21 protein-coding genes are annotated in these 24,258 nt (G+C 59.5%); 6 read left to right on the top strand and 15 right to left on the bottom strand.

Translation table 11 applies throughout. The annotated features are described in order from the left end of the window. Positions 1 to 29: 29 nt before the first annotated feature. Genes FHP24_RS20995 through FHP24_RS20985 form a run of 3 tightly spaced genes read right to left on the bottom strand, consistent with a single transcriptional unit; the run spans position 30 to position 3,676 of the window. Complete coding sequence (locus FHP24_RS20995; protein ID WP_139678184.1) at positions 30 to 1,463, bottom strand: cytochrome c; 1,434 nt, start codon at positions 1,461 to 1,463, stop codon at positions 30 to 32. Positions 1,464 to 1,465: 2 nt separating this feature from the next. After that, positions 1,466 to 3,100, bottom strand: a complete 1,635-nt coding sequence (locus FHP24_RS20990) for a GMC family oxidoreductase (protein WP_139678183.1) — start codon at positions 3,098 to 3,100, stop codon at positions 1,466 to 1,468. Positions 3,101 to 3,130: 30 nt separating this feature from the next. After that, on the bottom strand, positions 3,131 to 3,676 hold the full coding sequence (locus FHP24_RS20985; protein WP_139678182.1) for a sugar dehydrogenase complex small subunit: 546 nt from the start codon (positions 3,674 to 3,676) through the stop codon (positions 3,131 to 3,133). A gap of 318 nt (positions 3,677 to 3,994) precedes the next feature. Here FHP24_RS20985 and FHP24_RS20980 point away from each other — a divergent pair, with 318 nt between their 5' ends. Continuing rightward, positions 3,995 to 4,453 carry a MarR family winged helix-turn-helix transcriptional regulator gene (locus FHP24_RS20980; protein ID WP_139678181.1) on the top strand — a complete coding sequence of 153 codons (459 nt, stop codon included), beginning with the start codon at positions 3,995 to 3,997 and terminating at the stop codon, positions 4,451 to 4,453. Between the two features lie 2 nt (positions 4,454 to 4,455). Here the strand turns inward: FHP24_RS20980 and glpK are convergent, their stop codons facing one another. The 9 genes from glpK to FHP24_RS20935 all read right to left on the bottom strand — a co-directional run bounded on the left by glpK (position 4,456) and on the right by FHP24_RS20935 (position 14,501). Further along, positions 4,456 to 5,952: a glycerol kinase GlpK gene (gene glpK / locus FHP24_RS20975; protein ID WP_139678180.1), complete on the bottom strand. Its 1,497-nt coding sequence runs from the start codon at positions 5,950 to 5,952 to the stop codon at positions 4,456 to 4,458. 83 nt (positions 5,953 to 6,035) lie between these two features. Next, on the bottom strand, positions 6,036 to 7,757 hold the full coding sequence (locus FHP24_RS20970; RefSeq protein ID WP_139678179.1) for an ABC transporter substrate-binding protein: 1,722 nt from the start codon (positions 7,755 to 7,757) through the stop codon (positions 6,036 to 6,038). A gap of 97 nt (positions 7,758 to 7,854) precedes the next feature. Beyond that, positions 7,855 to 8,136 (bottom strand): DUF2160 domain-containing protein, encoded by a 282-nt coding sequence (locus FHP24_RS20965; protein WP_139678178.1) that lies wholly within the window; start codon positions 8,134 to 8,136, stop codon positions 7,855 to 7,857. A 16-nt stretch (positions 8,137 to 8,152) separates the two neighbouring features. Beyond that, positions 8,153 to 8,983: a carbohydrate ABC transporter permease gene (locus tag FHP24_RS20960; protein ID WP_139678177.1), complete on the bottom strand. Its 831-nt coding sequence runs from the start codon at positions 8,981 to 8,983 to the stop codon at positions 8,153 to 8,155. Between the two features lie 10 nt (positions 8,984 to 8,993). After that, entirely contained in the window at positions 8,994 to 9,863 is an 870-nt protein-coding gene (locus tag FHP24_RS20955) for a carbohydrate ABC transporter permease (protein WP_139678176.1), read from the bottom strand. A gap of 2 nt (positions 9,864 to 9,865) precedes the next feature. Continuing rightward, a complete protein-coding gene (locus FHP24_RS20950; RefSeq protein ID WP_139678175.1) occupies positions 9,866 to 10,951 on the bottom strand; it encodes an ABC transporter ATP-binding protein in 1,086 nt (361 codons plus the stop codon). An 11-nt stretch (positions 10,952 to 10,962) separates the two neighbouring features. Beyond that, entirely contained in the window at positions 10,963 to 12,048 is a 1,086-nt protein-coding gene (locus FHP24_RS20945) for an ABC transporter ATP-binding protein (RefSeq protein WP_139678174.1), read from the bottom strand. Between the two features lie 53 nt (positions 12,049 to 12,101). Further along, positions 12,102 to 13,613, bottom strand: a complete 1,512-nt coding sequence (glpD, locus tag FHP24_RS20940; protein ID WP_139678173.1) for a glycerol-3-phosphate dehydrogenase — start codon at positions 13,611 to 13,613, stop codon at positions 12,102 to 12,104. A gap of 126 nt (positions 13,614 to 13,739) precedes the next feature. Further along, on the bottom strand, positions 13,740 to 14,501 hold the full coding sequence (locus FHP24_RS20935; protein ID WP_139678172.1) for a DeoR/GlpR family DNA-binding transcription regulator: 762 nt from the start codon (positions 14,499 to 14,501) through the stop codon (positions 13,740 to 13,742). Between the two features lie 284 nt (positions 14,502 to 14,785). On the opposite strand from FHP24_RS20935, the gene FHP24_RS20930 reads away from it, so the two are divergent. Both FHP24_RS20930 and FHP24_RS20925 read left to right on the top strand, forming a co-directional pair. Then, entirely contained in the window at positions 14,786 to 15,484 is a 699-nt protein-coding gene (locus FHP24_RS20930; protein WP_139678171.1) for a YrbL family protein, read from the top strand. Between the two features lie 65 nt (positions 15,485 to 15,549). Then, positions 15,550 to 15,765: a hypothetical protein gene (locus FHP24_RS20925; RefSeq protein WP_139678170.1), complete on the top strand. Its 216-nt coding sequence runs from the start codon at positions 15,550 to 15,552 to the stop codon at positions 15,763 to 15,765. A gap of 43 nt (positions 15,766 to 15,808) precedes the next feature. Here the strand turns inward: FHP24_RS20925 and FHP24_RS20920 are convergent, their stop codons facing one another. Beyond that, positions 15,809 to 16,285 (bottom strand): Lrp/AsnC family transcriptional regulator, encoded by a 477-nt coding sequence (locus FHP24_RS20920; protein WP_139678169.1) that lies wholly within the window; start codon positions 16,283 to 16,285, stop codon positions 15,809 to 15,811. Positions 16,286 to 16,431: 146 nt separating this feature from the next. On the opposite strand from FHP24_RS20920, the gene putA reads away from it, so the two are divergent. Beyond that, positions 16,432 to 20,124, top strand: coding sequence for a trifunctional transcriptional regulator/proline dehydrogenase/L-glutamate gamma-semialdehyde dehydrogenase (gene putA, locus FHP24_RS20915; RefSeq protein WP_139678168.1), 3,693 nt, complete (start codon positions 16,432 to 16,434; stop codon positions 20,122 to 20,124). Between the two features lie 53 nt (positions 20,125 to 20,177). Here putA and FHP24_RS20910 read toward each other — a convergent pair whose 3' ends face one another. Beyond that, positions 20,178 to 21,137, bottom strand: a complete 960-nt coding sequence (locus tag FHP24_RS20910; protein WP_139678167.1) for a GntR family transcriptional regulator — start codon at positions 21,135 to 21,137, stop codon at positions 20,178 to 20,180. Between the two features lie 24 nt (positions 21,138 to 21,161). Then, complete coding sequence (locus FHP24_RS20905; RefSeq protein WP_139678166.1) at positions 21,162 to 22,712, bottom strand: UxaA family hydrolase; 1,551 nt, start codon at positions 22,710 to 22,712, stop codon at positions 21,162 to 21,164. A gap of 174 nt (positions 22,713 to 22,886) precedes the next feature. On the opposite strand from FHP24_RS20905, the gene FHP24_RS20900 reads away from it, so the two are divergent. After that, on the top strand, positions 22,887 to 23,561 hold the full coding sequence (locus FHP24_RS20900; protein ID WP_342782353.1) for an amino acid ABC transporter permease: 675 nt from the start codon (positions 22,887 to 22,889) through the stop codon (positions 23,559 to 23,561). Between the two features lie 46 nt (positions 23,562 to 23,607). Further along, positions 23,608 to 24,258 carry an amino acid ABC transporter permease gene (locus tag FHP24_RS20895; RefSeq protein WP_139678164.1) on the top strand — a complete coding sequence of 217 codons (651 nt, stop codon included), beginning with the start codon at positions 23,608 to 23,610 and terminating at the stop codon, positions 24,256 to 24,258.

Raw genomic sequence — 24,258 nt, 5'->3', positions numbered from 1 at the left:
CGGGTTGAAAACCGGCGGATAACCAGTCTTTACACAGACGGGACCGGCAGCGTCTTGCGGCGGGCCCGATACCAGATCAGACCGGCCAGGAGAAACACGACGACTGCCGCGCCCGCGCCCATTCCAATCCTGGCGAGCTGGACGATATTGGACTTCGGCCCGCCTTCGCGGATCACCTGAACATCTTCTGGCGTCACCTTGAGCTTCTCGTTACCATACTGCGCCAACAGGTAGTTGGAGAGCGAGGCAACCTCGACATTGTTCAGCTGCACGACGGCATTCGTCTGATCGCCGAAAGGCGGCATGAATACATGGCCGGCATCGGTGTGGCGATCGACGCCATTGAGGATCGCGGAGATAACGTTGATCGAGTTGTCACCGGCCGTGGCGGCATTGTGGAACAGGCTCGGGTAATAGCCGTCCCTCGTACCTTGTGCATTGTAACCGTGGCACGAGGCGCAGTTGGCGGTAAAGATTTGCGCGCCAGCGTGATTGCCTGCGAGGCTTTCGGCATACTCCTTGCCACGGAAGGCAGCCATGTCATTGCCGGCTTTTCCATTGTCGAAGCGGGTGGCGCCGGATGCGGGCGAAGCATTCGCCGATGGAACGCTGCGCACATAGGTGACGATTGCGTTGAGATCCCCATCCGTCAGGTGCTGGAACGAGTAGCTGATCGCCTCCGCCATGCTGCCCGCTGCCTGCGCCTTGTTTTCCAGCTTGCCGGTTTTCAGATAGGTGACGAAATCTTGCTGGCTCCACGAGCCGATACCATGCACCTTGTCATTGGTAATATCGGGCGCATACCACGCGCCGACCTGACCGCCCGTAAGGTTCAGGCTTTTCTGTTCCTGCATGAAGGCACCGCGCGGCGTGTGGCAGGTGCTGCAGTGACCGGCACCTTCGGCGAGATACTTTCCGCGGTTCCATTCGGCCGATTGGCTTGGATCATCGACATGCACCTCGTTCGGGCGGAACAGCAGGTTCCATCCCATTATGGAGGCCCGGATGTTCATCGGGAAAGGCAGCTTCGTTTCAGGAGCCTTCTCGTCCACCGGATCGACGCCCTGCATGAAATAGGCGTAGAGCGCGTGGATGTCCTCATCCGTCATGACGGAATAGGAGACGTATGGCATGGCCGGATAGAGGTTTGAGCCATCGCCGCGAACACCCTTGCGGACCGCGTCGGAAAACTGGGCTTGCGTATAGTTGCCAATGCCGAATTCCTTCGACGGCGTGATGTTCGTCGACATGATCGTACCAACCGGCGAAGACATCGGCAGGCCACCCGCCATCGGCTTGCCGTCGGCATGGTTGGTATGACAGGCGACGCAGTCGGAAGCGGTCGCCAGATAGCGACCCTTCTCGACCAGTTCCTTCGAGAATTCCTGAGCCGATGCCATGGCCGGAACTAAAGCTGCAAACACCAGAGGTGCGGCGAAAGCGAATGATTTTATCATCTTCATGTTCATGCACCCCGCATCTGTTCGACAATGGCATCCGCCGACTTGATGGCGAGCGCGACCATGGTGATGGTACTGTTGCCGCAGGCCGTGGACGCCATGGCGCCGCCGCCCGGAATGAACAGGTTTTCATGATCGTGCGAACGACAGTCGACATCGACCACCGAGTTGCTCGCCTCGTTGCCCATGATCGTGCCGCCCATGATGTGCTTGCTCTGGTTGAACTTCGGCGAGATCTTGACATCGGTTGCGCCCATGGCTTCGGCAATGCGCTTGCCGATCGGTAGCGAGTACACTTCCGCCGATCGGCGCGTGTATTCACCGACATCGTAGTGGATGTGCGGCTTGGGCAGACCGAGCCAATCCGTCTTATCGGAGAGCGTCAGGCGGTTGTTCGGATCGGGCAGCACTTCATGCGCGGCAACGACATCAGCCGTACAGGCTGTCATGCGCCGGATTTCCTCGTCCAGCGCCTTGCCAACCAGCCCCTTTTTCAGCGCTGCGAAGGTGACGAAGCGGTTGCGGGCAAAATTGTTGTAACGGAAATAAGCGCCGGCATGTTCGGAGCGGAAGGACCCTTGCGAGGTTTCCATGATGCCCGAATTGACGACCGGGCCGACACCCGACCAGAACGGCTCCTTGGTGGTGACCGTCAGCGTCAGCTGCGGGTGGTCCATCATGTTGCGGCCGACTTGATCTGACGAGTTGGCAACGCCGTTGGGGTTACGATCGTCCTTCGACATCAAAAGCAGTTTCGGGTTTTCCAGGCCGTTGCAGGCGAGCACGAAAAGCTTGCCGGTGATGCGGTGGCTTTCCTTGTGTTGGTCGTAATAACTAACGGCTTCGATCTTGTTCTGAGCGTTGGTCTCCACCTTGTAGACGACCGAATCGACCAGCAGTGTCGCACCCTTCTTTTCCAAGCGGTGCAGCGCAGTTTCGGCATCGTACTTGGCGGCAACCGGACAGACCGGAACGCAATTGTTGTTGCCGCAGCAGGCCGGGCGGCCATCATAGGGCATGCCGCTATTACGGGCCTGTGCCACCGGGATGTTGTTATAGCCGAGCGACTTGGCGATCTCCGTGAAGCGGGTCTCGCCCGGAGAGAATGGCAAAGCGGGCATCGGATAGGGAGCCGAGCGAGCGCCGGTCTGCGGCCATTGCAGGCCTCGATCGGACGGACCGCAAATGCCGAGCTTGTTTTCCGTGCGAACGTAATAGGATTCCAGCGTATCGTAGTCGATAGCCCAGTCGCGACCGACGCCGTAGAGGGATTTCAGCCGCATGTCTTCCGGTGTCAGGCGCCAGGAGGTGCCGGCCCAATGCCACGTCGAACCGCCCGCATAACGAATGAAGGTCTGGGCGTAAGAGTCGGGGCCGCTGAGTTGCAGATAGGCGTCTTCGGGCTTCTCGTTGCCCATCGGATGGGGTGCCCAGGGGCGCGACGGATAGGCGACCGACGTATCGCCCTTCACACCGAGCGGCGCATTGCGCCAGTTCTCTACGACTTCAGCGCGCGTAACGCGCGGACCGGCTTCGATCATCAGCACGGAATGGCCTGCATCGAGCAGCTGTTCAGCAATCACGACGCCAACGACGCCCGTTCCGACGATGACGACGTCGGCACTATTCTTGGTAACCATGGGGAAAAGACTTCTCTTAGGTGGGTTTCGTCAGAAGCGTGGCATTGGGGCCGACAACGGAACGTTGGGGCGGGTCCACAGATTCGGGCCGGACAATCCGTAGGACGGAATAGTCACGACATCGCTCGTCGTCCTGAAGGTCAGCGCCTCTTCATAAGTGAAGACGGCGGCGTTGCGCTTTTCCGAGGAACAGCCGCTATACCAGGCCGAAATCACCCAATGGGCAAAATCCTTAAGCTCGCCATCCGGAATATCGGCGAAGAAATCCTCGACCTGCGCCGCATTTTTCTTCTCGGCGATGGCGATGATTGCATCGAGCATCTGCGCCAGGTTCTTGTACTCGCCGCTTGCCATATCGACGATACGCGCCCCGACAGCCGGGTTCAGCTGGTGCTGGATAAGCAGGTTGGACAGCTTCATGAACTGGCCTTGCGTGCCGGCATCAACTGCCGCAAGCGCAAGTGTGGGACAGAGCGAGGCGGCAATGCTGCCGGCAAACAAAGTTGCGCCGCCGAGCAGAATGCCGCGGCGCGACATCATCAGCGTTCCGTTAAGGTCTTTCGGCTGTCTAGTCATCGTTTTCCTGACTATGGGAGAAAGAGGCTAGCGCCCCCGGATTGAAGGGTTCGGCCACAGAGGCGCGTTGCATGTGCGCAAGATGTCGGGCAAGTTCCCGCGCGGAGTCGTTCCCCGAAGCGCAAAGCGTGGGGATAACGAGGGCGGAAGTGGAACAATGAATCTCAGGCATGCAAAAACACAAAAGGCACGAGTGGACACAATGACGCTGTCGCGAGACAGCGCGGTCCTCCCCCGCACCGAAATTAGTTGGATAGCTGATGATCAGCTACGCCACCAATTGATAATTGTCAATCTGGCAAAAGGAGGCATGCCCGCGTGATCGTCACTGCACATGAAATTCTGCATTCGCACGGCATTCTGCTGCGTCGGTGCCAACAGGTAGCGCTTGCGATGTTCACGCAGGAAGCCGGCGATCTGGGGTTTTCTCCGACGCAATATAGCGCGCTCGCCTTTGCCTATATCGAACCGGGCATCCATCAGAACGTTCTGGGCGAGCGCATCGCGCTTGATCGGTCATCAGTGACAAAATGCCTGGAAGGACTGGAGAGCAGAGGTTTCATTCGCCGGGATGTCGACCCGAAGGACAAACGGGCGCGGCTTCTCCATATCACCCCGGAGGGTGAGGAAATGTTGAAACAGGTCAGCGCGGCCGCACGCCGAGCCCGCGAGCGTTTCCACGCCACGCTTGGAGAGGCGGAATTCGGCCAGCTCATGGATCAGCTCAGCGCATTCGGGCGCGTACTCGATCGCGTGGACGAAACCGATAACGGATAGGATCAGGTACCGCGCGTGAGGCAGCGCGAGACGCTGTCCTGCCAGCCTTCGATCGCTGTCTTGCGCTCGTTGTCTGCCATCAGCGGCTCGAAACGGCGGTCGCGCTTCCAATGGGTGGCAAATCCCTTGGCATCGGGCCATACCCCAGCCCTCCAGCCGGCAAGCCATGCGGCGCCAAGCGCGGTGGTCTCCAGTAAGGCTGGGCGATCAACCGGCGCGGCCAGAATGTCTGACAACCGCTGCATCGTCCAGTTGGAGGCCACCATGCCGCCATCAACCCGAAGCACGGTCGTCGCGCCATGGCCCGTCCAGTCCTTCCTCATCGCCTCGAGCAGGTCATGGGTCTGGAATGCGACGCTTTCGAGCGCGGCGCGGGCAAATTCCGCCGGGCCGCTGCTGCGGGTCAGCCCGAAGATCGCGCCGCGAGCCTCTGCATCCCAATAAGGTGCGCCGAGACCGGTAAAGGCCGGCACCATATAGAGTCGTTGCTTGGGATCGGCCTGTCGCGCCAGCGCGCCGATTTCGGACGCGACCTTGATGAAACCCAGTTCGTCGCGCAGCCATTGCACTGCCGCCCCGGCGATGAAGATCGAACCCTCCAACGCATAGGTGGTAACGCCATCCAGCCTATAGGCTATCGTCGTCAGCAGCCGATTGGAGGATGAAACACGATCGGTGCCGGTATTGAGTAGCGCGAAGCAGCCGGTGCCATAAGTGGATTTCAGCATACCTGCCTCGAAGCAGGCATTGCCGATCACAGCCGCCTGTTGGTCGCCGGCCACGCCGAGGATAGGGATTTCAGCGCCGAAGATCGACTTGTCCGTCACGCCAAAGTCGGCGGCGCAATCCTTCACCTCTGGCAGCATCGCATTCGGAATATCAAGAATGGCAAGTAGCTCTTCGTCCCATTCATTGGTGCCGATATTGTAGATCAGTGTGCGCGAGGCATTGGTGGCATCGGTCACATGCGACTGTCCGCCTGTGAGCTTGTAGATCAGCCAGCTGTCGACCGTGCCGAAACAGACTTCGCCCCGCTCAGCGCGAGCGCGCAGTCCTTCGATATTGGAGAGCAGCCAGGAGAGTTTCGTGCCGGAAAAATAGGGATCGAGCAGCAGTCCGGTCTTTCCGGTAAAGGTTGCTTCGAGGCCTTTTCCTTTCAGGTCGTCACAAAGTCCGGATGTGCGCCGGTCCTGCCAGACAATCGCCGGATGGAGCGGCTCGCCGGTCTGGCGGTCCCAGATGACCACCGTCTCGCGCTGGTTGGTGATGCCGATCGCGGCCAGATCGCCGGCTGAGATACCTGCCTTTTCGATCGCCGACCGTGCAGTCGAAAGCACGCTCTGCCAGATCTCTTCCGCATCATGCTCGACCCAACCGGAGGCCGGGAAGAACTGGGTGAATTCATGCTGGCCAAAGCCAGCAATCGCCATCTCGGCATCAAAGACGATCGCCCGGCTCGATGTCGTTCCCTGGTCGATAGCGAGGATGTGGCCACTCATGATGTCGATTTCCCAAAAGTCAGTCGGATAAGGAACCGGGGCGCATGACGCGCCCCGACCGGATTTGTATAATTGATGAAAGCCTATTTCTGCCAGCTCTTGACCAGCTCGTCGTAGTTGACGGTGACCGGCTTTTCCTTCTCGTTGGCAATCTTCAGCTGCGGAGCAAGATTGCCCTTCGAGACGGCATCCTTGTTCCAGTATTCTAGGTCATGCTCCTCGGCGAGTTTCGGCCCCCTCTCCTTCTGGACACCGGCACGTTCGAGACGCTGCAACACCTTTTCCTGCTCGGCGCAAAGTGAATCCATCGCCGCCTGCGCGGTCTTGGCACCTGAAGATGCGTCGCCGATCGCCTGCCACCAAAGCTGTGCCAGCTTCGGATAGTCGGGGATGTTGGTGCCGGTCGGCGACCACTGGACGCGCGCCGGCGAGCGATAGAACTCGATCAGGCCACCAAGTTTCGGCGCACGATCCGTGAAGCTCTTGTGGTTGATCGAGCTGTCGCGGATCAACGTCAGGCCGACATGGCTCTTCTTCACATCCACCGTCTTCGACACGACGAACTGGGCATAAAGCCATGCGGCCTTGGCGCGGTCGTCGGGCGTGGATTTGAGCAGCGTCCAGGAACCGACATCCTGATAACCGAGCTTCATGCCGTCCTTCCAGTAGACGCCATGCGGGCTGGGCGCGAAACGCCACTTCGGCGTGCCATCGTCATTGACCACGGGTAAGCCTTTTTTCACGAAATCGGCGGTAAACGCCGTGTAGGTGAACATCTGCTGGGCGACCTCACCCTGCCCCGGAACCGGACCGGATTCGGAGAAGTTCATGCCGTTTGCGGCCGGTGGTGCATAGGCCTTCATCCAGTCAAGATATTTCTGGATCGAATAGACGGCCGCCGGACCATTGGTATCGCCGCCACGCGCGACGCAGGAACCCACCGGCTGCGACTTGTCGTTGACCTTGATGCCCCATTCGTCGACCGGCAGACCGTTCGGCAGACCCTTGTCCCCATTGCCGGCCATCGAAAGCCAAGCATCGGTAAAGCGCCATCCGAGCGATGGATCCTTTTTGCCATAGTCCATATGGCCGAAGACCTTCTTGCCGTTCACTTCGCGGCCGGTGAAGAATTCGGCGATATCCTCATAGGCCGACCAGTTGACCGGCACGCCGAGATCGTAGCCATATTTCGCCTTGAAATCGGCCTTGTTCTTGGCGTCGCTGAACCAGTCGTACCGGAACCAATAAAGGTTGGCGAACTGCTGGTCGGGCAGCTGGTACAGTTCGCCATCCGGCGCGGTGGTGAATTTCAGCCCGATGAAATCCTGCAGGTCGAGACCGGGATTGGTCACGTCCTTGCCCTCGTTTGCCATCCACTTGGTCAGCGAACGGGCCTGCTGGTAACGCCAATGGGTGCCGATCAGGTCGGAATCGTTGACATAGGCGTCATAGACGTTTTCGCCCGACTGCATCTGCGTCTGCAGCTTTTCGACGACGTCGCCTTCGCCGATCAGGTCATGGGTGATCTTGATGCCGGTTATCGCCGTAAACGCTTTGGCCAGCGTCTTCGATTCATATTCATGCGTCGTCAGCGTTTCGGAAACCACCTTGATATCCATGCCGGCAAACGGTTTTGCCGCATCGATGAACCACTGCATTTCCTTTTCCTGCTCGGCGCGGGAAAGCGAGGACTGATCGCCGATTTCCGCGTCGAGGAACTTCTTGGCGGCCGCCATGTCGGCATGGGCCGCACCCGTCATTACCAGCAGCATCACTGCCGTCGTCGTCATAAGATGCCGTCGCATATCTAGTCCTCCCGGTTGATGCGATTGCAGTTCACTTGAACCCGAAAGTTCAAGCCTTGGCAGCCGGACCTCCTCCCGCTGCCATATCGTCTTGGCCTTAGACGAAACGGAATACGCCGATCGCGTAAACCACCGACAAGGCCAGAGCCCACCACAGGCTGGGGCCTCCAAGACCCAGCCATGCGAGATTGATGAAAGCGGAACCGAGCAGCGAAACGAACAGACGGTCGCCCCGCGTCGTCTCGAACCGCAAGATGCCGACCCGCGGGCTGCCGCCCGGCGAAAAATATTCCCAAACGCCCATGCCGGCGATAAGCGTAAATATGACGATGAAGAACAGAGCCGTCGGCGGCGTCCAGGCCATCCACGAGAAGTTCATGTGATCCCTCCCCTTGTTAAACGCGGCCCAGGGCAAAGCCCTTGGCGATGTAGTTGCGGACGAAATAGATGACGAGCGCTCCGGGAATGATGGTCAGCACGCCGGCTGCCGCCAGCACGCCCCAGTCCATGCCGGACGCCGAGACCGTCCGCGTCATCGTTGCGGCGATCGGCTTGGCATCCGTCGTCGTCAAAGTGCGGGCGATCAAAAGCTCGACCCACGAGAACATGAAGCAGAAGAAGGCGGCCACCCCGATGCCGGATGCGATCAGCGGCATGAAGATCTTTACGAAGAAGCGCGGGAAGGAATAACCGTCGATATAGGCAGTCTCGTCGATTTCCTTCGGCACGCCGGACATGAAGCCCTCCAAAATCCACACCGCCAGCGGCACGTTGAACAGGCAATGGGCGATCGCAACCGCAATATGCGTGTCGATCAGCCCGAAGGCGGAATAGAGCTGGAAGAACGGCAGAGCGAAGACGGCTGGCGGCGCCATGCGGTTGGTCAGCAGCCAGAAGAACAGGTGTTTGTCGCCTAAAAACCGGTAGCGCGAGAAGGCATAGGCTGCCGGCAGCGCTGCCGACACCGAGATCACCGTGTTCATCACCACATAGATGATCGAGTTGATATAGCCGTTATACCAGGACGGATCGGTGAAGATCACCATGTAGTTGCGAAACGTCGGATTGGTCGGCCACAGCGTCAGCGGCCCTAAAATCTCGCCATTGGTCTTGAAGCTCATGTTGACGAGCCAGTAGATCGGCAGCGCCAGGAAGAGGATATAGACAACCGGGATCAGGAAACCGAGGCGGGAGCCGGAACTGTTGTTGACGGGTCTGTTGTTCATGGCGCGCTCCTCAACCCTGCTCGGCATCGCTCTGCGTCATGACGGTGTAGAACACCCATGACAGCAGAAGGATAATCAGGAAGTAGATGATCGACATGGCCGCCGCCGGCCCGAGATCGAACTGGCCGACCGCCATCTTGACGAGGTCGATCGACAGGAAGGTGGTCGAGCTGCCCGGCCCGCCGCCGGTGACGACGAAGGGTTCGGTATAGATCATGAAACTGTCCATGAACCGCAAAAGCACGGCGATCAAAAGCACCCGCTTCATCTTCGGCAACTGGATATAGCGGAACACCGAAAACCGCGAGGCGCCGTCGATACGCGCCGCCTGGTAATAGGCATCGGGGATCGACACCAGGCCGGCATAACAAAGCAGCACGACAAGGCTCGTCCAGTGCCAGACATCCATGACGATGACTGTCGCCCAGGCCGCCGTCGGGTCCTGCGTGTAATTGTAATGCACCCCGAGCGAATTCAGCACGTAACCGAGCAGACCGATATCGACGCGACCGAACACCTGCCAGATCGTGCCGACGACATTCCACGGGATGAGCAGCGGCAGCGCCATCAGCACGAGGCAGAGCGGCACGCCAATCCCGTGCTTGGGCATATTGAGCGCGATCAGGATGCCGAGCGGTACTTCGATGGCGAGGATGACCGCCGAGAAAACGAGATTGCGCCACAGCGCATCCCAGAACCGTGGCGAGGTGAGCGTCTGGGTGAACCAGTCGGTGCCGGCCCAGAAAAATTCGTTGTTGCCGAACGTGTCCTGCACCGAATAGTTCACCACCGTCATCAGCGGAATGACGGCGGAAAAGGCGACCAGCACCAGAACCGGCAGAACCAGAAACCAGGCCTTGTTATTCCAGGTCTTTTCCATGGTCAGCCCTCCTGCCTTGCAGTTTCAGTCTTGGCACGCCAGCTATCGACAAAAATGCCGATGGCACTTTTCTCGAACGACACTTTCGCATCGGTGGGGATCTCGTCATCCTCGGCGAGCACGATCGCCAGCGGCTGGCCGCAGAACGTGGCGCGGACGATCTTCTGCCGGCCGATATCCTCCACCTTGGTAATCGTCACCGGCATGCCCTCGCGCCCGAGCCGGACGAATTCCGGCCGGATACCGAGTTCGATCCGCCCGCCGGCCTTCACCGCGGGAGCGCCGCTCAAGCTTATCGTCTGGTCGCCGACACGGGCACTTGCCCCGTCGATCGAAGCCGGCATCAGGTTCATCCCCGGCGAACCGATGAAATAGCCGACGAAAGTATGGCTTGGCCGTTCGAACAGTTCCGCCGGCGTACCGATCTGCACGATCTGCCCATCATGCATGACGACAACCTTGTCGGCAAAGGTCAAAGCCTCGGTCTGGTCATGGGTGACATAGACCATGGTAAAGCGAGACTGCCGGTGCAGCCGCTTCAGCTGCGAGCGCAGCACCCATTTCATATGCGGATCGATCACCGTCAGCGGTTCGTCGAACAGGATGGCGTTGACATTGGCCCGCACCAGCCCGCGCCCGAGCGAGATCTTCTGCTTCTGATCGGCCGTCAGCCGCTGCGCCCGTCTCTTTGCCATACCGGCAAGATCGGTCATCTCAAGGATTTCGTTGACCCGCTTTTCGACCTCGGCCTCCGGCACTTTCCGGTTTCGAAGCGGAAAGGCGAGATTGTCGAACACCGTCATCGTGTCGTAGACGACCGGGAACTGGAACACCTGCGCAATATTGCGCTCCTCGGTCGACAGCTGGGTGACATCCTTGCCATCGAACAGGATGCGCCCGTCGGAGGGCTGCAGCAGGCCGGAAATGATGTTGAGCAGCGTGGTTTTACCGCAGCCGGAAGGCCCCAGCAGCGCATAGGCGCCGCCATCCTCCCATTCGTGATGCACTTCCTTCAGCGCATAATCCCCGGCGGCCTTGGCCTTGTCACTATAGGCGTGGCGGATATGTTCGAGCGAAATACGTGCCATACCGTCCTCCTTTACGCCGCGGCCGGCAATGCGGCGACGAGCGCCTTGCCGGTCTGTTGGTCGAAAGCCATCAGGTGGCGGCTGTCGAGATGCACCTCGATCTGCCGGTCCTGTTCTATGTCGTGAATGCCATGCGCAAGCATCACCCAGCGGCGCCCGGCAAAATCGAGATGGATGAAGCTTTCCGAACCGGCGATTTCCGACACCAGCGTGCGGGCCTTGAGCGGCGTCGTATGGCCGTTGGCCGCATGGAGAAACAGGTGATGCGGCTGGAAGGCGAGCGTTACCGGCCCGTCGGCAATCACCGACAGATGCGCCGGCACCGGAATGACCGGCTCCCCGTCGAGCAGGAAATCATTGCCCGAACGTATGAGCGCAATCGTGTTGAGCGGCGGATCGGCAAAGATTTCCGCGGTGACCAGATCGGCAGGCCGGCGATAGACATCCACCGTCCGGCCGAACTGCGTCACGGCCCCTTCGTTCAGGGTCGCCGTATTGCCGCCGAGCAGCAGCGCCTCGGAGGGTTCAGTCGTTGCGTAAACGAAGATCGCACCGGACGCGGCAAAGATTTTTGGCAGCTCCTCGCGCAATTCCTCGCGCAGCTTGTAGTCGAGATTGGCAAGCGGCTCGTCGAGCAGGACGAGATTGGCATTCTTGACGATCGCCCGTGCCAGCGCCGTGCGCTGCTGCTGGCCGCCGGACAGATTGAGCGGCGTGCGATCGAGATAAGGCGTCAGCCGCAGAAGCTCGGCGGCCTTTTTCACCTCACGGTCGATCGTGGCTTTATCTTTGCCGGCAATCCGCATCGGCGAGGCGATATTCTCATAGACAGAAAGCGCCGGGTAATTGATGAACTGCTGGTAAACCATCGCGACATTGCGCCTCTGCACCGGCACATTGGTCACGTCGGCGCCGTCGAAATGCACCGAACCTTCGGTCGGTTTGTCGAGACCGGCCATCAGCCGCATCAGCGATGTCTTGCCGGCGAGCGTCGGCCCGAGCAGGACATTCAGCGTTCCCCGCTTTAATGTCAGGTCGGTCGGGCGAATATGATATTCGCCGGCCACCGTCTTCGACACGTTGCGCAATTCCAGCATATGGACCTCGGGCCTCCCAACCCTTGGTTACAAGCGGTGATGTTGCGGGGGCCTCAGGCGGCCCGGCGAACTCCCGCCATGTACTCCTCCAGACCTGCGGCCTCCTCGGCCGTCAGGAACAATCCCTGTTTGGTGCGGCGCCACAACACATCCTCAGCCGTGCGCGCCCATTCCCTGTCGATCAGAAAGCGGACTTCCGCCTCGTAAAGCGTACCGCCGAAAAACCGTCCAAGCCCCTCTATCGTCTTGGCCTCTCCCATGATCCCCTTGGCATCCGTGCCGTAACAGCGGATCAGCCGTGCCGCATGGCGCGACGTGAGAAACGGATAGGCCGAGACCAGTCGACGTTCTTCTTCCAACGCTCCCGTCACCGGAAAATCACCACCCGGAAGCCGGCTTTTGGCCGTCCATGGACCGCCTTTGGTACCGATCGCCTCGCCGACCTTTTCCAGCGCATGTTCGGCAAGCCGCCGATAGGTGGTGAGCTTGCCGCCGAAAACGTTGAGCAGCGGCGCACCATCGGCCTCGTCGACCTTCAGCACATAATCGCGTGTCGCTTCCTGCGCCTTCGATGCACCATCGTCATAGAGCGGACGCACAGCCGAATAGGTCCAGACGATATCGTCGGCCTTGACCGGTTCGGCAAAATATTCGCTCGCAGCCTTGCACAGATACTGGATTTCCTCCGGGCTGATCCTGACATCTTTCGGATCGCCCGGATAGTCGCGATCGGTCGTGCCGATCAAGGTGAAATCCTGCTCGTAAGGGATGGCGAAAAAGATCCGGTTGTCCGGGTTCTGGAAGAAGTAGGCCCTCTTATCCTCGAACTTCTTCTTCACGATGATATGGCTGCCCTGCACTAGGCGGACATTATGGACATTGTTGCGGCCGATCGCACCGGCCAGAACCTGATCGACCCATGGCCCGCCGGCATTGACCAGCATCCGCGCCTTGTGGGCGGTGGTCACGCCGGACGCCTCGTCGCGCACCTCGACCAGCCAGAACCCGTTTTCACGCCGCGCCGAAACAACTTTCGCGCGGCTGAGGATCGTTGCACCCTTGTTGGCCGCATCGCGGGCGTTCAAAACCACCATGCGGGCATCGTCCACCCAGCCGTCGGAATATTCGAACGCCTTGCCGAAGACAGGTTTCAGCGGCTTTCCGGCCGGATCGGTCTTCAGGTTCAGGGTCTTCGTCGCCGGCAGAAGCTTGCGGCCGCCGAGATTGTCGTAAAGGAACAGGCCGAGCCGGATCAGCCAGGCCGGACGCACGCCACCTTTCTGGAAAGGCAGCACGAAGCGCAACGGCCAGATCACATGCGGCGCCATCGCCCACAGGATCTCGCGTTCCATCAGCGCCTCGCGCACCAGCCGGAATTCGTAATGTTCGAGATAGCGCAATCCGCCATGGATCAACTTGGTGGCGCCGGAAGACGTGCCGGAAGCGAAATCGTTCATCTCGGCAAGTGCGACGGAATAACCCCGGCCCGCCGCATCGCGCGCGATGCCGCATCCGTTGATGCCGCCGCCAATCACGAAGAGATCGAAAACCGTATAGCCTGCCATTGCCCCACCGATGACTTAAGCTTTCGCATTGCACAAAATTACGCAGTTGCGAAACCGATCCAAGTCTAATGTGAAAGAAAAACGAATGTCAAATGAAGATTGACAGAAAGCAGGAATGAGATGATTTCAACCGGTCTCGACCAGCCGAACCTCGCTCGCAGCACAGATTTTACGGATCTCCGCAGACGGACAGCGGTCGGTAATGAACGTGTGCACCTGCGAGATATGCCCCATGCGAACGGGTGCAGTGCGCTCGAATTTCGATGCGTCGGAGACAAGGATGACATGCCGCGCATTGGCGATGATCGCCTGAGCCACCTTGACCTCTCGAAAGTCGAAATCGAGCAATGCCCCGTCCGCATCGATCGCCGACACGCCGATCACTGCATAATCGACCTTGAACTGGCGGATGAAATCGACCGCAGCTTCCCCGACGATACCGCCATCGGATCCGCGCACCACGCCGCCGGCGATCACCACCTCGATCGATGGAAAAACACGCAAGCGATTGGCAACATTTATATTATTGGTGATCACCATCAACTCCCGATGATCGATCAACGCTTCGCCGACCGCTTCCGTCGTCGTGCCTATATTGATGAACAGCGAGGAATTGTCGGGAATGATCTCGGCCGCCGCCCGGCCGATCGCCTGTTTTTCGGCCGCCGCCATCGAGCGTCGCGCCTCGTATTTGACATTCTCGTTGCCGCTCGGAAACACTGCCCCGCCATGAATGCGGTTTAGCGCCTTGGCATCACACAGATCGTTCAAGTCCTTGCGGATCGTCTGCGGCGTCACCTGGAAATGGCCGGCCAGATCCTCGACCAGCACTTTTCCCTGCTCCTTGGCGAGCGCCAGAATGTCTTCCTGCCGACTGGATAAATGCATGGCCCCCTCGACTTTCGTTTTCTTCATTCTAGGCGAAAACGAAACTGCAAACAACATCGCACCAAATATCGTTGCCGATCGTTCGAGATAGACCGCAAATATCAACCACGGCGCATTTTTCGCAGGTGGTGGGGACTCTGTACGGTAGAGTCTTGGTGAATGCGCTGGAAAACGCAGCGCTGTTGCTTCACTGCCCTAGATGGTGTTGCCGCACCCCCATATTATACAAGCAACGCTACGCAGCTTGTGACGGCCGATCAGGCACGCTTGATGATGGAATAGTGATGACGCAGTTTGTCTTGGATTTTGTGGATCTCGAACAATGGAGGCTTGCCGGGCATGGCGCCTCTCGAAACCTTTTCGAAAACAGAATGTATCCCGACATCCTCATCAAGACCGTAAAACCTTCGGCGCAGACCGCGGGAGGCAATCGAAAAGTCAAAAGCAGGATCTACTTCTTCAAGAAGTGGCGGCGCTTTGGTGCCTACATGGTGTTCCGGCGGGAGCTGGAAGAATATCTCAACCTCGCGCGCAAATTTGGAGGTGAGCGGAAGAAACTGCCCATCGCCAAGATTTTTGGTTTCGTGCAGACCAGCCAGGGGCTTGGCATGATCGTTGAACGGGTCGCCTCCCGGGACGGGTCGTTGGCGCCGACGCTTCGCAGGATTATTCAGGAGCGGCGCTTCGAGCAGAAACATCTGGACGCGCTGAACGAATTCTTCCGAGAGGCGACGCGGTTCCACATCGTTCTGATGGATTGCAACCTCGGCAATTTCGTCTGGAGCGATGCACAGGACGGTGATCCCCGGGTCATCTGTGTCGATGGGACGGGCGAAAAGTCGCCAGTAGGACTTTATGCTACGAGCAACCTGCTCAATCGCATCAAACTTCGGCGCTATCAGGCACGACTGCATGGGCAGATCCGCAAGCAAGCAGAGACAGCCGGAATAAATGTGTCATCTCTGATCGGTATGAGCACATAACGAGCCGTTCAGCCTGCTGTCAGCAACGGCGGCTAAACGGACACTCTTCGCAAGGGATCATTCGCATGAAAAGTGATAGAGATATCGCAAACGACATACTCGCTCACGCGATCGATGGCGATATCGATAGGGCCAATGCAATTCTGGATACGACGCTCGCGGTGAAGCGTCAGAGTTCCTTCCGTGCCCATTCTGCCAAATATCTTGTGGCCCTCTTTTGCCTGGTGGTAATCTGCCTGGGTATCGATGCCCTGGATGGACACATTATCGACCATCTTTGAGGCAGCAGGACCGCCTTCCTAAACCAAAGCCCCTCGCCCGCGGCTAATCTGCGGATGCCAGCAGCTGCGGGCTGTCTTCCTTTACCGTCTGCATCACCACGTTCGTCGATGTGCTTGCCACGAAGGGAAGGGTTGAAATCTTCTCGCCGAGCACAATTCTATACCTTCTTATGTCTCTGGTGCGAACCTTCAGCAGATAATCGAAACGGCCGGCGATCATGTGGCAGCCTTCGATCTCCCTGATTTTGCGCGCGGCATCGTTGAAGCTTTTCAGCGCCTCCTCGCGGGTGTCGGTGAGTTTTACTTCGACAAAGGCGATATGATCGAGGCCAAGTTTCTGCGAGCTGAGGATAGCCCTGAAGCCCTCAATGAAGCCTTCATCGATCAAACGACGCAGGCGCAACTGGCACGGCGTTTTGGACAGGCCGATACGGCTCGACAGCTCGGTGATCGACAACCGGCCATCTGCCGAGAGTTCCTGAAGAATCTTCTTGTCGAACTGGTCTAATTCACTAGACATGATGCCCTGTCATTCCATTTTGTATAGAAAGTCGCCGATAATCAGGCATTATGCATAGAATAACCCGAATAACTGGGCAACTCTAAAATTCCCGTCATGTTATCTTTCGCGCCTTGTGGACGCCTCTCCTACAACCGGGACACCCTATGACGATTTCTCGCCCCATAAAAACGACCGACCTCTCAAGGGCATTTGCAAGCTTCGCACCCGCGCTGCGCGAGCAGACCGAGTTGCGCCGTGCGATCACGGCAGAATATCGCCGGCCAGAGAGCGAAAGCGTTGCGATGCTGCTGGAGCAGGCGACCCTGCCAGAGGAGGCGCGCCGCGCCATCCGCGCAACTGCCAGCCAGCTGATCAAGGCATTGCGCACCAAGCACAAGGGTACCGGCGTCGAAGGTCTGGTGCATGAATATTCGCTTTCCAGCCAGGAGGGCGTGGCCCTCATGTGCCTTGCCGAAGCGCTGTTGCGTATTCCCGACACGGCGACACGCGACGCATTGATCCGCGACAAGATCTCGGACGGCGACTGGAAGTCCCATGTCGGCGGCGGGCGTTCGTTGTTCGTCAATGCCGCCACCTGGGGGCTCGTCGTCACCGGCAAGCTGACCAACACCGTGGACGGACGCAGCCTTTCGGCTGCGCTGACCCGGCTAATCGCCCGTTGCGGCGAACCGGTCATCCGCCGCGGCGTCGATATGGCGATGCGGATGATGGGCGAACAGTTCGTCACCGGCGAAACAATTGCCGAGGCACTGAAGCGCGCGAAACCGCTGGAGGAACGCGGTTTCCGTTATTCCTACGACATGCTGGGCGAAGCCGCGACGACTGCCGCGGATGCCGAGCGTTACTACAGGGATTACGAGACGGCGATCCATGCGATCGGCAAGGCGTCTGCCGGCCGTGGCATCTATGACGGCCCCGGCATTTCCATCAAGCTGTCGGCGTTGCATCCCCGTTACGTCCGCGCCCAGGCTGATCGTGTCATGGCCGAACTTCTGCCGAAGGTGAAGGCGCTCGCCGGACTGGCAAAGAAATACGACATAGGCCTCAATATCGATGCCGAGGAGGCCGACCGGCTCGAACTTTCGCTCGATCTTCTCCAGAGCCTTTGCGAAGATCCGGATCTTACAGGCTGGGAGGGCATGGGCTTCGTCGTGCAGGCCTATGGCAAGCGTTGCCCGGCGGTTCTCGACTTCATCATCGATCTTGCCCGCACCAACAAGCGCCGTATCATGGTCCGCCTGGTCAAGGGCGCCTATTGGGATGCCGAGATCAAGCGTGCCCAGGTCGACGGGCTTGACGATTTTCCGGTCTTCACCCGCAAGGTTCACACCGACGTCTCCTATATCGCCTGCGCCCGAAAACTCCTGGCCGCGACCGACGCCGTATTTCCGCAATTTGCCACCCACAATGCCCAGACGCTGGCAACGATCTATCATCTCGCCGGGCCGGACTTCAAAAGCGGCAAGTATGAATTCCAGTGCCTGCATGGCATGGGCGAACCGCTCTATGACGAAGTCGTCGGGCCGGCCAAGCTTGGTCGCCCGGCGCGTATTTATGCACCCGTCGGCACCCACGAGACGTTGCTTGCCTATCTGGTGCGCCGCCTTCTGGAAAACGGTGCCAACTCGTCTTTCGTCAACCGCATCGGCGACAAGAACGTCTCGATCGACGAACTGGTTGCGGATCCGGCGGATGTGGTTCGCGGCATGGCCGAGATCGGCGCCCGCCACGACCAGATCTCCCTACCCCAGGATCTCTATGCCGGCCGCCGGAACTCTGCTGGCCTCGATCTGTCGAACGAGACGGTGCTGACCGCGCTTTCGGCATCGCTGAAGGGATCCTCCCCCCGTGAGTGGATTGCCCGCCCGCAACTCGGCAACACGCAAGTCGCCGGCACCAGCCGCCCCGTGCTTAACCCCGGCGACCGGCGAGATCTTGTCGGCACCGTGACCGAAATTTCGGAGGATGGCATTGAACAGGCCATGTCCATCGCCAGCACGGCGGCCGCAAGCTGGGCTGCCGTCGCACCGACTGAGAGGGCCGCATGCCTGGAGCGTGCCGCCGACATCATGCAGACGGATATGCCCGACCTGCTCGGCCTGATCATGCGCGAGGCAGGAAAATCCATGCCGAACGCTATCGCGGAAGTGCGCGAGGCGATCGACTTCCTGCGCTATTACGCCGAACAGGCGCGCCGCACGCTCGGACCGGGGCACAAGCCGCTCGGCCCGATCGTCTGCATCAGCCCATGGAATTTCCCGTTGGCGATCTTCACCGGCCAGATCGCTGCGGCCCTCGTTGCAGGCAATCCGGTTCTGGCGAAACCGGCGGAAGAAACGCCACTGATTGCCGCACAGGGCATCCGCATCCTGCACGAAGCCGGCATTCCGACAGACGTGCTTCAGCTGCTTCCGGGCGATGGCCGCATCGGCGCGGCGCTGGTCGCATCAAAAGAGACCTGCGGCGTGATGTTTACCGGCTCGACCGAAGTTGCCCGGCTGATCCAGGCAGAACTTGCCGGGCGCCTTTTGCCGAACGGCAAGCCGATCCCGCTGATCGCCGAAACCGGTGGCCAAAATGCGATGATCGTCGATTCCTCGGCGCTTGCCGAACAGGTGGTCTTCGATGTGATCGCCTCGGCCTTCGACAGCGCCGGTCAGCGTTGCTCGGCGCTGCGCGTGCTTTGCCTGCAGGAAGATGTCGCCGATCGTATCCTCGCCATGCTCAAGGGTGCCGTGAAGGAGCTCACAATCGGCCGCACCGACGAACTGAAGATCGACATCGGCCCGGTTATCACCGAGGAAGCCAAGGGCGGCATCGAAAAACATATCGACGGCATGCGCGCGCTCGGCCGCAAGGTCGAGCAATTGCCGCTCGGTCCCGAGACCGAAAACGGCACGTTCGTTGCCCCGACGATCATCGAGATCACATCGCTGAAGGACCTCAATCGTGAAGTCTTCGGCCCGGTTCTCCATGTCCTGCGGTACAAGCGCGACGATCTGGAGCGTCTGATCGAGGATATCAACGGCACCGGCTACGGCCTGACCTTTGGCCTGCATACCCGTCTTGACGAGACGATCGCGCAGGTGACCGGCCTCATCCGGGTGGGCAATATCTATGTCAACCGCAATGTCATCGGCGCCGTTGTCGGCGTGCAGCCGTTCGGCGGACGTGGTTTGTCGGGCACCGGCCCGAAGGCGGGCGGACCGCTTTATCTCGGCCGTCTGGTCGACAAGGCACCCGTGCCGCCGCGCCACAGCTCGATACACACCGATCCGGCGCTGACGGATTTCGCCCGCTGGCTCGGACAGCGCGGCCGCAACCGGCTGGCGCAGGATGCACGCGAAACCGGCGCGGTTTCAGCGCTTGGCCTTGCGACCGATCTCCCCGGCCCGGTCGGGGAACGCAACATCTACGCGCTGCATCCGCGCGGTCGTATCCTGCTGGTTCCGCAGACGGAAATCGGCCTCTATCGCCAACTCACCGCGGCGCTTTCCACAGGCAACGATGTGGCAATCGATGCGGCATCGGGTCTGCAGGCATCGCTTTCGGACCTGCCGGCCAGTGTCGCTGCACGCATCCGCTGGAGCGCGGACTGGGCCACGGATGCGCCTTTCGCCGGCGCGCTGATCGAAGGTGCAGGCGAGCCCAGTGTCGAGATAACGAAAGCGATTGCCGGCCTGCCGGGACCGCTCGTTCTCGTTCAGGCGGCAACGTCCGAAGAGCTTGGAACGGATGCGGAAGCCTATTGCCTGAACTGGCTGCTGGAAGAGGTTTCGACCTCGATCAACACGACGGCAGCCGGCGGCAATGCCAGCCTGATGGCGATCGGCTGATCGCCACATCAGACAGCGTGCACCCGACCTCGCGGCCGGGTGCGACGACATCCCTACCAAATGTAATCGACATCCGGCGTTGTTTTCGTTTCTAGATATTCGGTCAGCCGCTCGACAATCTGCCCGCAGGAAAGGCTCAAGTGTTCGCGAAGCCGCTCACCGGCGTCCCTGCTGCGACCATCGAGTATGAAGGAGATGATCTCCTTGTGGTCGTGCATGAAGGTCTCGATCGTCGGGTTGTCCGATAACGTGACCTGCAGGTATTTGCCGCAGATATAGGTCGGGGCGGTGCGCGATAGCGCCTCGATGATTTCCGGGTTGGGGCAATAACCGAGGCAGCGTTGGTGGAGATCGTTCTCCAGCCCGTCGAGATCGACGATATCGAGCGCAGGCGATACCGCTATCGCCTCGACAAGACGGCCTCGCATGGCCTCAAGCTCATGGCGCGGAATGAGAGAGGATGCGGCCTCCAGGGCGACCGGCTCCAGAATCCGTCGCAGGTCATAGAGATTTCGGCAGCGATCAACGTCGAGGCCGACGATCTGCCAGTGGCCGCCGTTTCCCCGCGCCACGATTCCGAGTTTGTTGGCCCGGAAGATGAGATCGCGCGCCACAGTCCGGCCGATGCCGAAATGCCGGGCGAGTGCCAGTTCATTGACCCTCAGATGACCGGACATCGAATGCAGGATCAGTTCGCGCTCGATCCTGAAATAGAGCTCGTCATGGGCGCTTAAGCCGGCATCATCATCGTCACCCAACGTCAGGTGATCGGGTGTCAGAGTAAAACGGAAAGGCTCGCTGTCGTTACCAACGACGAAACCCTGCCCGTCATGGGGGCGCACGCTGCCTTGCGCCTCCAGAATTTCGAAAGCCTGCTTTACCGGAGAGCGGCTTGATCCGAAGATCTTGGCAACTTCAGCGATCTTGATGATCGCGCCGGTGGCGATCCGCTCGTCACGGATCGCCCCATCGAGATGTTCGGCTATTCGCCGATAGGCCGGCTGTCGCTCCAAGTTCCTCTCCGTTACAGGCTGCCGTCAAGTGATCGCGCCGAGCTGCCAAGGCACGAATTCGTTGTTGCCGTAGTCATAGATCTCGCTCAGCGTCCGCTGCCCGGATGCGACCGCGATCAGCGTTTCGAAGATCCGCTCACCGGCTTCCTCGATGCTTTCGCGTCCATTAACGATAGCGCCGCAATTGACGTCCATGTCCTCGCTCATGTGGTCGAACATTTCCGTATTGGTTGCAACCTTGATCGTCGGCACCGGCTTGAAACCGGAGACGGAACCGCGACCGGTGGTGAAGATCAACATGTTGCAGCCGCCGGCGATCTGGCCGGTAACAGCGACCGGATCGTAACCGGGCGTATCCATGAAGACGAAGCCGGTTTCGTCAATGATCTCGGCATATTCGTAGACGGCCTGCATCGGCATCGAGCCGCCCTTGGCGACCGCGCCCAGAGACTTTTCCAGGATCGTCGTCAAGCCGCCGGCCTTGTTGCCGTGCGACGGGTTGTTGTTGAGTTCGGCACCGTGGCGCGAGGTGTATTCGCCCCACCATTCGATCCGGTCCATCAACTTCTGCGCAACTTCTGGCTTTACGGCGCGCATGGTCAGCAGATGTTCGGCGCCGTAGATTTCCGGCGTTTCGCTCAAGACCGCCGTACCGCCATGTCTGACAAGCAGATCGGATGCATGGCCAAGGGCAGGATTGGCGGAAATGCCGGAATATCCGTCCGAACCGCCGCATTGCAATGCAAGCTTCAGCTTGGAAAGCGGCTGCGTCGTCCGTTCCTGCCCCTTCAGCGCATCGAGCATTTCGACGATGATCGCCGAAGCGACCTCGACTGTCTTGCGCGTGCCACCAAGCTGCTGGATCGTCATGGTTCTGAGGAACTGGCTTTCCTCCAGACCATATTTCTCCTGGATCAGCGAGATCTGGTTCACCTCGCAACCAAGCCCGATCATCAGGATGCCGGCAAAATTCGGGTTGCGCGCATAACCGCTCAGCGTGCGGACCAGATATTCGTATCCCTCGGTTCCAGTGCCGATCGCGCAGCCCTGCCCGTGCGTCAGCGCAACGACGCCGTCGATGTTGTCGTAACCCTTCAACCCGCCGCCGCGATTGAAATGATCGGCGATCGCATGGGAGACCGTGGCGGAACAGTTCACCGACGAGATGATGCCGATATTATTGCGGGTGCCGACCTGGCCGTCCGGCCGCAGATAACCTTCAAAGGTGCGCCGCTCGGCGTCCGGGACGAAATCGATCACCGGAACGTGCGACGAGAAATGGTGCGTCACGTCGCTGTCCTGCATGGCGATATTTTGCAGATGAACGTGGTCTCCGGGCGCGATATCGCAGCTGGCAATGCCGATCGTCTGGCCGTATTTCGTCGCCGCCTCACCTTTGGCAATTGCGCGGATCGCAATCTTGTGACCTCGTGGAATGACGGCTTCAGCCACTATGCCGTTGACGCCGGACGCCTCCCCAATCGCGATCTCGCGTCGGGCCACGGCAACATTATCCAGTGAATTCAATAGAATGGCGGCTGGAATATTCGAGCCGGCCTGCACATCAATTTTCATCTTATCCTCCCAAAGAAAGAAATTGACTTTGTCGACAAAAGTCATTTCACTGACGACATCGAACTGTCAAGGAAAATAATCGGAGCAGTTTTCCGGTTTCGTGCCGTCGAGGAGGACGACACTAAACACGCTGCAAACGACCTGATGGGGAGGAGGAGGAATAATTTGGACTATGTGTTCGATTTCAGCTTTCTCGAAAGCTTTCGATCCGAGATCATCAGCGGCGTACGCTTGACCATCCTGTTGACGGTGGTCTCGATCCTGCCGGGCTTTGCGCTCGGCACGGCCTGCGCCGTCGGCCGGCTTTATGGCCCGCGCTGGCTGCAGACGGCCGTGACGATCTATATCGAGGCGATCCGCAACACACCGCTGATCATCCAGGTCTTCTGGCTATTCTTCGGCCTGGCCGTGCTTGGCGCCCGCATCGGTCCGTTCAACGCAGCGGTCATTGCACTCGTCATCAACACCGGCGCCTATTCGGCGGAGATCATGCGGGCCGGCTTCCAGGCCATTCCGAAAGGACAGCTGGAAGCGGCGAACTGTCTCGCCATGACCCGCCGCCAGATTTTCTGGAACATCCAGCTGCCGCAGGCCGCCGAACTGGTCTATCCGGCACTGGTCAGCCAGTTCATCCTGATGATGCTGGCAACTTCGATCATGTCGCAGATCTCGGTCGAAGAGCTGACTGGTGTCGGTTATCAGGTCCAGTCGATCACCTTCCGCGGCTTCGACGTCTATCTGGTGATCGCGGCGCTCTATCTTGCACTCGCCACCATGCTGCGGCTCTGTCTTCACGGCGCGGCGCAACTCGCCTTCACCCGCCTGCGCAGGCTGAGGACGCCGCTATGAGCCACTGTCCCGCCTCTATTTCCGACCGTCCGAAAGGAGATCGCCCATGCTCGGTGTGAGCCTCGATCAATACGGCTTTCTGGTTCAGGGCGCCTTCTGGACCGCCGTCCTCTCGCTGATGGGGTTTGTCGGCGGCACGATCGTCGGCCTGCCGGTGGCGCTTGCCCGCATTTCGCGCGGCTGGTTCCTCTGTCGTGCCTCAAGTGCCTATGTGCAGTTCGTGCAGGGCATTCCTTTGCCGGTCATCATGTTCGTCGTCTATTTCGGCGTCAGCATCTATGGTTTCGACGTCAATGCGCTGGTGGCAGCAGCCATTGCCATGACCCTTTATTCCAGCGCCTATCTCGGCGAGATCTGGAAAGGCTGCATCCAGGCCGTGCCCAATACCCAGTGGGAAGCCGGAGAATGCCTGGCGCTCACCAGCCTGCAGCGTTTCATCTATGTGATCCTGCCGCAGGCATTGCGCATTGCCGTACCACCAACCGTCGGCTTCCTGGTTCAGATCGTCAAGAACACCTCTTACTCGGTGGTCATTGGCTTCTTCGACCTCACCTACTCGGCCAAGATTCTTAACAACGCCACGTTTAAGCCCTTCGTCATCTTCACCGCCGCGGCGCTGATCTATTTCGCCATCTGCTTCCCGCTGTCGCGTTATGCCCGCCGGTTCGAGCTGCGCCTTAACAGGAGAAACGCATGA

Origin of the sequence: Aliirhizobium smilacinae, assembly GCF_006335145.1 — a bacterium.
GTDB lineage: Bacteria > Pseudomonadota > Alphaproteobacteria > Rhizobiales > Rhizobiaceae > Neorhizobium > Neorhizobium smilacinae.
The sequence above is the reverse complement of the archived record's forward strand: the minus strand, read 5'-3'. Positions and strand labels throughout refer to the sequence as shown.